Raw genomic sequence first — 9452 nt, forward strand, 5'->3', positions numbered from 1 at the left:
ATAATTTAATGGATACATCTCTGTCAGACCCTATTTCGGCCGAACGCCCCTGTGGCCCGGATCTGGAATATGATCCGGAATACCTGCTGCTGTTCACCCGCGCTGCACCGCGTGAAGAAGCGCAATATGGCGATTTTGTCAGTACGCCGGAAACCATTAACTGGGCAGAACTCGAGCGAGACGCTCGCCGCCTACTGACACGAAGCAAAGATATCCGAATCCTGGTGATTCTACTGCGCTGCCGTATCCAGCAGGCCGGAGCCAGAGGACTGGCAGAGGTACTCACGCAACTCGAAACGCTGTGCAGCTTGTACCCGGATACCATCCATCCACAACTGCTTGCAACTGAAGATATCACCGCCGAAGATGCGGCAGTGGCGCGCAGCAACGCACTATCGGCGTTGCTGGACCACGAAGGCGTAATAGCGGATATCCGAGGCATTACGCTGTCAAATAATGCCGCTTTGCGCCTCCAGGTACGAGATGTGGAACGCTCGTTGTCTGCATCACGCCCGGCGGATGCCCTGGCGCCGGAATCGGTACGTCAGCAATTGGCCGATCTGGAAGCTCGCGGTGTACTGCCGCTAGACGCTTTTCGCCAGGCCGCTGAAAACACTGAGCGACTGCAACGCCATGCGCGTAAAATGCTGAATGACCATGCTCCGGACTTTTCGCGGCTTACGCAACTGCTGACTCTGTTACCGGGAGCGGTGCAATCAACCACGCCAGAGATCCCATCACAGGAAACATTGGCTGTTCTTCCTGAGCATGTCTCCATCAATAATACTGAAACGGCACAGGCAGAGTATGTTGCACCACTCGAAGATATACCTGCTGAAAAGACCGGAAAGGTCTGCGCAGAACAAAGGCAAATTAGCGACCGGAACGATGCGCTGGAACGTTTGAGAGTTATACGTCGCTGGTTTGAGTATAGCGAGCCGAGCAGTCCGACTATTCCCTTGTTGCGTCAGGCAGAGCGCCTGGTCGGAAAACGCTTCTCGGAAGTAATAAATGAAATTCCAGCAGAATTACTGGAGAAATGGGATGCGTTGGAATAACAGAAATGGCCAGAATTTATAATAGCTGGTCATTATATATGATGTGACAGTTTTTTAGATTATATCTATTTGCCTTCAGGGGCAACAAACTCTCCTGAAGGCTAAAACGACGAAAGCCTGAATCATTACTGACTCAGGCTTTCTGAATATTGGCGGAACGGACGGGACTCGAACCCGCGACCCCCTGCGTGACAGGCAGGTATTCTAACCGACTGAACTACCGCTCCGTGTTGTGTTCCTTTGGGAACGAGGCGAATATTACGGATTGCCTCGGCCTTCGTCAACGATTTTTCTCATCTTTTGAATCGTTTGCTGCAAAAATCGCCCAACTCGCTATTTTTAGCGCCTTTCACAGGTATTTATGCCCGCCAGAGGCAGCTTCCGCCCTTCTTCTGCACCAGATCGAGACGAGCTTCATGTGCTGCAAGCTCTTCATCTGTCGCAAAAACAACGCGTAACTTACTTGCCTGACGTACAATGCGCTGAATTGTTGCTTCACCTTGCTGCTGTTGTGTCTCTCCTTCCATCGCAAAAGCCATCGACGTTTGACCACCGGTCATCGCCAGATAAACTTCCGCAAGGATCTGGGCATCGAGTAATGCCCCGTGCAGCGTTCGTTTACTGTTATCTATTTCGTAGCGAGCACATAATGCATCGAGGCTGTTGCGCTTACCGGGAAACATTTTCCTCGCCACCGCAAGGCTATCGGTGACCTTACAGAAGGTATTCGTCTTCGGAATATCGCGCTTAAGCAACGAAAACTCGTAGTCCATAAAGCCGATATCAAACGCTGCGTTATGGATAACCAGCTCCGCGCCGCGAATATAGTCCATGAACTCATCGGCTACTTCGGCAAACGTGGGCTTATCGAGCAAAAACTCATCGGCAATACCGTGTACGCCAAAGGCTTCCGGATCCACCAGCCGATCGGGTTTAAGATAAACATGGAAGTTATTGCCCGTCAGTCGACGGTTCACCACTTCAACGGCACCAATCTCAATGATCTTGTGGCCTTCATAGTGCGCGCCAATCTGGTTCATACCGGTGGTTTCGGTATCGAGAACGATCTGGCGTGTAATTGCAGTGCTCATAGCGGTCATTTATGTCAGACTTGTCGTTTTACAGTTCGATTCAATTACAGGAAGTCTACCAGAGATGCTTAAACAGGTAGAAATTTTCACCGATGGTTCGTGTCTGGGTAATCCAGGACCTGGGGGTTACGGTGCTATATTACGCTATCGTGGACGCGAAAAAACCTTTAGCGCTGGCTACACCCGCACCACCAACAACCGTATGGAGTTGATGGCCGCTATTGTCGCGCTGGAAGCGTTAAAAGAACACTGTGAAGTCATTCTGAGTACCGACAGCCAGTATGTCCGCCAGGGGATCACCCAGTGGATCCATAACTGGAAAAAACGTGGCTGGAAAACAGCAGACAAAAAACCAGTAAAAAATGTTGATCTCTGGCAACGTCTTGATGCCGCGTTGGGGCAGCATCAAATCAAATGGGAATGGGTAAAAGGCCATGCCGGTCATCCAGAAAACGAACGTTGCGATGAACTGGCTCGTGCCGCGGCAATGAATCCCACACTGGAAGATACGGGCTACCAAGTCGAAGTTTAAGCCTGTGGTTTACGAAATTGCCGGGTGGCGCCGACCGCCTGGCGAATTCGTGGCTTGTTTTTACTCTGTTTCATCGGATTTAGCGTTAAAGGAATAGTCCGTTTCCGGGCAACAATAAGTTGTAAGCAACCAAGCGCAGGAATATGCGCATTCAATAGTTTTCCTCCGTGCTTGTTCCACGGGAGAACGTGGAAACGGCTGGCGTGTAGCACTTCAAAATTCAACAAAGAGAGCCAGTCCAGTTGTCGCATCAGGGTAAACATCCGGCTGTTATAAGGCGATGTTTTTCGCAAGACTGGCACAAGTTTACGTAATCCCATTAAACTGATGGGATTGAAGCCACTAATGACTAGCCAGCCATCATCAATCAATACCCGATCGGCCTCACGCAACAAACGATGCGGATCGGTGCACCATGGCAACGTATGCGCCAATAGACAAACATCGACGGATTTATCGGCAAAAGGAAGATGAAGCGGGTCCGCCTGCACTTGTACGGGCTTTCCTTGCGCAGAAACATTCACTTGATGAGAAACCGCGCACGCTTCGCAATTGATTTCTGCGCTTAAATTGCCAATCTTAAGCAGATGAAAACCATACATTTTCGTGAACCATGGGTTGAGCTGGCGCTCCAGCGCCTTGCGATAAAGCTCTCCCCAGGGCAAATCGCCCCAGCAATCAGGAGCCACGACTGTTTGAGGGTTCCTTGCCGGTTTCATCACAACCTTCCGTTTCACACTGAGAGGTAATATATGAATCTTAACAGTATTCCTGCCTTTGATGACAATTACATCTGGGTTTTGAATGATGAAGCAGGCCGTTGCCTGATTGTCGATCCTGGAGAAGCGGAGCCGGTAGTAAAGGCCATTGCCGCCAATAACTGGCAACCGGAGGCCATATTTCTCACCCACCATCACCACGATCATGTTGGCGGCGTAAAAGAACTGGTGGAAAAGTTTCCGCAAATTGTGGTCTACGGTCCACAAGAGACACAAGATAAGGGAACAACGCAGGTAGTCAAAGATGGTGATACTGCCTTCGTTTTGGGGCATGAATTTAGTGTAATTGCTACACCAGGTCACACTTTAGGACACATCTGTTACTTCAGCAATCCTTATCTATTTTGCGGTGATACTCTTTTCTCTGGTGGCTGCGGGCGATTATTTGAAGGTACAGCTTCTCAAATGTATCAATCACTTAAAAAATTAAGTGCTCTACCTGACGATACACTGGTATGTTGTGCTCATGAATATACTTTATCAAATATGAAGTTTGCCTTGAGTATTCTTCCGCACGATTTGTCCATAAATGATTATTATCGTAAAGTTATTGAGTTACGGGCAAAAAATCAAATTACACTCCCCGTAATTCTGAAAAATGAGCGGAAAATTAATGTTTTTTTAAGAACAGAAGATATTGATTTAATTAATGTAATTAATAAAGAAACATTATTGCAACAACCTGAGGAGCGTTTTGCCTGGTTAAGGTCAAAGAAAGATAGATTCTGATAAAACTTTCTTGTCATCGGCTTCGTTCGCCGTTATGATCGGTCGTCTTTTAAGCAACTATTGACACACACATGAAGGCAAAAGCGATATTACTCGCCTCTGTCCTGCTCGTGGGTTGCCAGAGTACCGGTAACGTCCAACAGCACGCACAGAGCCTTTCTGCAGCTGGTCAAGGGGAAGCAGCAAAGTTTACAAGTCAGGCACGATGGATGGACGATGGGACGTCTATCGCGCCAGATGGTGACTTGTGGGCTTTCATTGGCGACGAGCTAAAGATGGGAATTCCGGAAAATGACCGGATTCGCGAACAGAAACAGAAATATTTACGCAATAAGAGCTATCTCCACGATGTAACTTTACGGGCAGAGCCGTATATGTACTGGATAGCCGGGCAAGTTAAAAAACGTAACATGCCTATGGAACTGGTACTACTACCCATAGTGGAGAGCGCTTTTGATCCTCACGCGACGTCTGGCGCCAATGCCGCAGGCATCTGGCAGATCATTCCGAGCACGGGGCGCAATTATGGTTTGAAACAGACCCGCAATTATGACGCGCGTCGCGATGTTGTTGCTTCAACGACAGCCGCGCTGAACATGATGCAACGTCTGAACAAGATGTTTGACGGCGACTGGCTTTTGACCGTAGCGGCTTATAATAGCGGCGAAGGTCGGGTCATGAAGGCAATTAAAACGAACAAAGCACGTGGGAAATCCACGGACTTTTGGTCGTTACCGTTGCCGCAGGAAACGAAGCAGTACGTGCCTAAAATGCTGGCATTGAGCGATATTCTCAAAAACAGCAAACGTTATGGTGTACGTCTGCCGACGACCGATGAAAGTCGTGCTCTGGCGCGTGTACACCTGAGTAGCCCGGTTGATATGGCGAAGGTTGCAGATATGGCGGGAATTTCCGTCAGCAAGCTGAAGACATTCAACGCTGGTGTAAAAGGCTCCACGCTGGGCGCAAGTGGCCCGCAGTACGTGATGGTGCCAAAGAAGCATGCAGATCAACTGCGTGAATCTCTGGCTTCCGGCGAAATTGCTGCTGTACAGTCGACGCTGGTCGCCGACAATACGCCGCTTAACAGTCGTGTTTACACCGTTCGTTCTGGCGACACGCTTTCAAGTATCGCTTCACGTCTCGGCGTAAGCACCAAAGATTTGCAGCAGTGGAATAAACTGCGCGGAGCTAAGCTGAAACCAGGCCAAAGTTTGACGATTGGCGCAGGTAGTAGCGCACAGCGGCTGGCAAACAACAGCGATAGCATTACGTATCGTGTGCGCAAAGGCGATTCGCTTTCAAGCATTGCTAAACGCCACGGCGTGAACATCAAAGATGTGATGCGCTGGAACAGCGACACTGCGAATCTGCAACCAGGCGATAAGCTGACGTTGTTTGTGAAAAACAGCAACATGCCAGATTCCTGATAAACCAGATAATAAAAAGGCACCGATTCCCCCGGTGCCTTTTTTATTTATGCCGCTTTATGTGCTTCTACCATGATGATATCACTGGTGAAAGAGCCATCATTCTGCAAGGCAAAATACGTTTTCACCTCTGTCGATGCGCTCTGTTGGTAAATGCGAATAGCGTCTACTAATGCTTCTGGCGTACGCATTCTGGCGCCCCATGAAGAAAATTCCAGCGGTAACTTATCTGTAATTAAATTATCAACTATCAGTTTGGCTTCATTGATTAACGTCAACCACTCACCGCTGGCGTAGTTTCGTGCGTGAGAGGTATCGCGTAATGCTTCTACCGTCTGTAACCAGATGTCGCGCACTGGGTGACCCGGAGACATTACGTCCATCACAATCAGCCTACCGCTGGGTTTCAATATCCGATTCACTTCACGCAGTGCTGCACCAACATCATGCCAGTGATGGGCAGAATAACGGCTGATAACAATATCAAATGCGTTATCGGCAAATGGCAGACTTTCGGCATATCCCTGGCGGGTGGCGATATTTTTCAGGTGCCGAGCTTCGGCAGCTTGTGCCACGACATCCAGCATTTGGGCAGATAAGTCATACGCCACCACCGCGCTCACGTTTTGCGCAGCGACAAAGCTGGCATGCCCTGCTCCGCAGCCCATATCAAGTACATTTGCATCAGGATAATCAGCCAGACGCACCGCCAGGCGCTGTAAATCTCGCCCGGATGCATGTACGGTACTGGTTAAATACTCACTGGCCTGCGAGCTAAACTGCTTTTCTACGTGGTCATGGTGGGATTGTATTGTCATTGCGCTGTCCTTTTGTTGTTTGAGTATAAAAGGGCAGCGCCAAACGTTGGTCTGCCCTGTGGCAGACCTGACATACCTTATTTATCAGGCTTGCCGGGACTGAATTCAACGAGTAGCGGATTGTGATCGGAAGCGCGCGTAACCAGTACAGAAGCTTCGCTGACGTTAAGACCACGGTAGAAAACAAAATCGAGCGGGCGACCAAACGCCCGACGGCGCTGATCATCGGTAAAACGCACCTGGCGCAGCGACATTTCCCGCGCAAAGCGATATAACGCGTTCATCCTTCTACGGCTCCAGGCATTGAAATCTCCCGCCATAATGACCGGGCCGCTGTGATGGGCAATCTGATCGCCAATAGGAAGTAACTGCTTACTGTAAACATCTACGCCAAGACTGAAGTTGACGGCGTGAATATTGACGACCATCAACAGGCGGGTATCAGGTAATGGGTAGACCGTCACCAGCGCTGATTTCGCCAGACGTAAAATAGGTTCACGTTCGCGTAACGGGCAGCAATAAATGGGATGTGCCGCCGAAAGGGTCATTACACCGGAAGGATGCTGCGGCAGCACGAAAGCGGGTACCTGATCAGCAGCAAGATAGTTAGCAGTCGCAAACTGTACTAACTCTGGCGTTGTTTGCGCTTCCTGTAATAAAACCAGATGTGCATCTTTGCCGTAGTTCTTTAATACCGACAACCATTCAGCGCGTTGCTGTTTGTATATGTTCCACACCAGGATCCGAATACGCTCTTCGGTACTTAACGGTTCTCCGGGTGGTAATGCCTGGCCGATGCTCGCAAAAGACCCCGGCGGTAAGATCCTTTCCGCAGGTTGTCCGGCAACATAGCGCATGGCATAGGTGTTTTTTCGCACTTTTGACTTTGAAACCTCTATTACGTCACCCCTTCCTCACTCGGGAGGGTTCTACTGTTATAGGGATTTTAGCTCACTCTTTCAACGAGCAATTGTATATTGTTATGTAAGCGAGTGCTTACACCGGTCAGAATTTTGCTCATTATTGAGAACATTAAATCGGATGACATATCACATATCCTGATGGTTTAATGACAAATTAATTCAAAATATCTCTTCTATTTTGCAACAGGAGCAAAAATGAAAGCCACGTCGGAAGAACTCGCCATTTTTGTTTCGGTCGTCGAAAGCGGCAGTTTTAGCCGGGCAGCGGAACAATTAGGGCAAGCAAACTCAGCGGTAAGCCGGGCGGTGAAAAAGCTGGAGATGAAACTCGGCGTTAGCCTGCTTAATCGGACCACGCGACAACTTAGCCTGACGGAAGAAGGCGAGCGTTATTTTCGTCGCGTGCAGTTGATTTTGCAGGAGATGGCTGCGGCAGAATCAGAAATTATGGAGACGCGTAATACACCGCGTGGACTGTTACGGATCGATGCCGCGACGCCAGTGGTGCTGCACTTTCTGATGCCGTTGATTAAGCCTTTCCGTGAACGCTATCCGGAAGTCACTTTATCGCTAGTCTCCTCCGAAACGATTATTAATTTGATCGAAAGAAAAGTGGATGTCGCGATACGCGCCGGTACGTTAACGGATTCCAGCTTACGTGCCAGGCCGTTATTTAACAGTTATCGAAAAATTATCGCCTCCCCCGAGTATATTTCCCGCTACGGGAAGCCAGAAACGATCGACGATTTAAAGCAACATGTTTGTCTTGGATTCACTGAACCCGCTTCCCTCAATACCTGGCCGATAGCCTGTAGTGATGGACAATTACATGAGGTGAAGTACGGTTTGTCATCCAATAGTGGGGAAACACTGAAACAGCTTTGCCTGAGTGGCAACGGGATTGCGTGTTTGTCCGACTACATGATCGACAGAGAAATCGCTCGCGGAGAATTGGTGGAGTTAATGGCAGATAAAGTGTTGCCAGTTGAAATGCCATTCAGTGCAGTCTATTACAGCGACCGTGCGGTAAGTACGCGCATCCGGGCTTTTATCGATTTCCTTAGCGAGCATGTAAAAACAGCTCCCGGAGGAGCTGTCAGAGAGGCTTAATCCCATTCAGGAGCCAGACCTTCCGGGCTAACCAGGCGGTCGTTGCAATCCAGTGCGGCGATCGCTTTTTTATCTTCGGCATCAAGCTGTAAATTTTGTGCCTTAAGATTACTCTCCAGGTTTTCACGTTTAGTAGAAGAAGGAATTACGGAGTAACCTTCCCCCATCGCCCACGTCAGAATCACTTGTGCCGGGGTCGCATTGTGTTTAGCTGCAATACGAGCAATAACCTCATCTTTCAGTGCCTTACCATAAGCCAACGTCATATAGGAAGTGATATGAATGCCGTGCTGTTTGGCCCAATCAACCACTTTACGGTTTTGCAGATAAGGAGAGAGTTCAATCTGGTTGGTAGCGATGTTCTTAGCGCCAACAGCAGCAATCGCTTTTTCCATCAGCGGGATCGTGAAGTTGGAAATACCGATCTCACGCGTCAGCCCTTGTTTTTTGGCTTCCAGCAGCGCCTGCATAAACTCTTCAACAGAGACTTCATCGTTTGGTGACGGCCAGTGGATTAGCGTCAGATCAACATAATCGGTACGCAATTTTTGCAGGCTCTCTTTCAGACTCGGGATCAATTTATCTTTGCTGAGATTTTCAATCCAGATTTTAGTGGTGATGTAGAGTTCATGACGTGGCACGCCACTTTCTGCAATCGCCTGACCTACTGCAGCTTCGTTATCATAGATTTGTGCGGTATCAATTGCGCGATAGCCAAGTTCTAGCGCCGTTTTCACAGATGAAATAACAACGTCGTCTTTGAGACGGAAAGTACCTAAACCAAATGCAGGGATAGCCATAATATGCCTCTTTTAATGCTATTTTCGTTAACTAAGGTGATTATGGGCTTTAGACTGTTGCGGAAAAAGGGCGGAAAACGCAGAGGATTTTTGCGATTTTAGCAAAAATAGAAATACAAACGAAAAAAAACCTCGAGCGTTAACTCGAGGCTTCTTAATAAGTGGCGGAACGGACGGGACTC

Annotated in this window: 10 protein-coding genes and 1 tRNA gene; 5 read left to right on the plus strand and 6 right to left on the minus strand. The window is 48.8% G+C overall.

Translation table 11 applies throughout. The features are described 5' to 3' along the window. The first annotated feature begins 8 nt into the window (after positions 1-8). Positions 9-1058: a type VI secretion system ImpA family N-terminal domain-containing protein gene (locus D9734_RS19205; RefSeq protein WP_130209749.1), complete on the plus strand. Its 1050-nt coding sequence runs from the start codon at positions 9-11 to the stop codon at positions 1056-1058. A 150-nt stretch (positions 1059-1208) separates the two neighbouring features. Here the strand turns inward: D9734_RS19205 and D9734_RS19210 are convergent. Together D9734_RS19210 and dnaQ are read right to left on the minus strand one after the other, a co-directional pair. Further along, positions 1209-1285: transfer RNA gene (locus D9734_RS19210), tRNA-Asp, on the minus strand. A gap of 132 nt (positions 1286-1417) precedes the next feature. After that, a complete protein-coding gene (dnaQ, locus tag D9734_RS19215) occupies positions 1418-2149 on the minus strand; it encodes a DNA polymerase III subunit epsilon (RefSeq protein WP_001366128.1) in 732 nt (243 codons plus the stop codon). 64 nt (positions 2150-2213) lie between these two features. Between dnaQ and rnhA the strand changes: the two genes are divergently transcribed. Continuing rightward, the gene (gene rnhA, locus D9734_RS19220; protein WP_000917883.1) at positions 2214-2681 is read left to right on the plus strand and encodes a ribonuclease HI; all 468 of its coding nucleotides are present in this window, start codon (positions 2214-2216) and stop codon (positions 2679-2681) included. Here the strand turns inward: rnhA and D9734_RS19225 are convergent. Further along, positions 2678-3400 carry a class I SAM-dependent methyltransferase gene (locus D9734_RS19225; protein WP_130209763.1) on the minus strand — a complete coding sequence of 241 codons (723 nt, stop codon included), beginning with the start codon at positions 3398-3400 and terminating at the stop codon, positions 2678-2680. The two genes, rnhA and D9734_RS19225, sit on opposite strands and share 4 nt — an antisense overlap. 33 nt (positions 3401-3433) lie before the next feature. Here D9734_RS19225 and gloB point away from each other — a divergent pair, with 33 nt between their 5' ends. Together gloB and mltD are read left to right on the plus strand one after the other, a co-directional pair. Continuing rightward, positions 3434-4189 carry a hydroxyacylglutathione hydrolase gene (gloB, locus tag D9734_RS19230; RefSeq protein ID WP_130209751.1) on the plus strand — a complete coding sequence of 252 codons (756 nt, stop codon included), beginning with the start codon at positions 3434-3436 and terminating at the stop codon, positions 4187-4189. A gap of 71 nt (positions 4190-4260) precedes the next feature. Then, complete coding sequence (mltD, locus tag D9734_RS19235) at positions 4261-5619, plus strand: murein transglycosylase D (RefSeq protein ID WP_130209753.1); 1359 nt, start codon at positions 4261-4263, stop codon at positions 5617-5619. Between the two features lie 47 nt (positions 5620-5666). On the opposite strand, the gene D9734_RS19240 is transcribed toward mltD, so the two are convergent. Next, on the minus strand, positions 5667-6437 hold the full coding sequence (locus tag D9734_RS19240) for a class I SAM-dependent methyltransferase (protein ID WP_130209755.1): 771 nt from the start codon (positions 6435-6437) through the stop codon (positions 5667-5669). A gap of 77 nt (positions 6438-6514) precedes the next feature. Further along, positions 6515-7315, minus strand: coding sequence for an endonuclease/exonuclease/phosphatase family protein (locus D9734_RS19245; RefSeq protein WP_089628352.1), 801 nt, complete (start codon positions 7313-7315; stop codon positions 6515-6517). 240 nt (positions 7316-7555) lie between these two features. On the opposite strand from D9734_RS19245, the gene yafC reads away from it, so the two are divergent. Then, positions 7556-8470, plus strand: a complete 915-nt coding sequence (yafC, locus tag D9734_RS19250) for a DNA-binding transcriptional regulator YafC (protein WP_130209757.1) — start codon at positions 7556-7558, stop codon at positions 8468-8470. Here the strand turns inward: yafC and dkgB are convergent. Then, positions 8467-9270 (minus strand): 2,5-didehydrogluconate reductase DkgB, encoded by an 804-nt coding sequence (dkgB, locus tag D9734_RS19255; protein ID WP_130209759.1) that lies wholly within the window; start codon positions 9268-9270, stop codon positions 8467-8469. The genes yafC and dkgB overlap by 4 nt on opposite strands. Between the last annotated feature and the right edge of the window lie 182 nt (positions 9271-9452).

The organism is Escherichia sp. E14S1, assembly GCF_004211995.1.
Taxonomy (GTDB): Bacteria; Pseudomonadota; Gammaproteobacteria; order Enterobacterales; family Enterobacteriaceae; genus Escherichia.

Coding starts and splice junctions, on each gene's coding strand:
- D9734_RS19205 (WP_130209749.1), top strand. CDS start 9: ATGGATACATCTCTGTCAGACCCTATTTCGGCCGAACGCCCCTGTGGC.
- dnaQ (WP_001366128.1), bottom strand. CDS start 2,149: ATGAGCACTGCAATTACACGCCAGATCGTTCTCGATACCGAAACCACC.
- rnhA (WP_000917883.1), top strand. CDS start 2,214: ATGCTTAAACAGGTAGAAATTTTCACCGATGGTTCGTGTCTGGGTAAT.
- D9734_RS19225 (WP_130209763.1), bottom strand. CDS start 3,400: ATGAAACCGGCAAGGAACCCTCAAACAGTCGTGGCTCCTGATTGCTGG.
- gloB (WP_130209751.1), top strand. CDS start 3,434: ATGAATCTTAACAGTATTCCTGCCTTTGATGACAATTACATCTGGGTT.
- mltD (WP_130209753.1), top strand. CDS start 4,261: ATGAAGGCAAAAGCGATATTACTCGCCTCTGTCCTGCTCGTGGGTTGC.
- D9734_RS19240 (WP_130209755.1), bottom strand. CDS start 6,437: ATGACAATACAATCCCACCATGACCACGTAGAAAAGCAGTTTAGCTCG.
- yafC (WP_130209757.1), top strand. CDS start 7,556: ATGAAAGCCACGTCGGAAGAACTCGCCATTTTTGTTTCGGTCGTCGAA.
- dkgB (WP_130209759.1), bottom strand. CDS start 9,270: ATGGCTATCCCTGCATTTGGTTTAGGTACTTTCCGTCTCAAAGACGAC.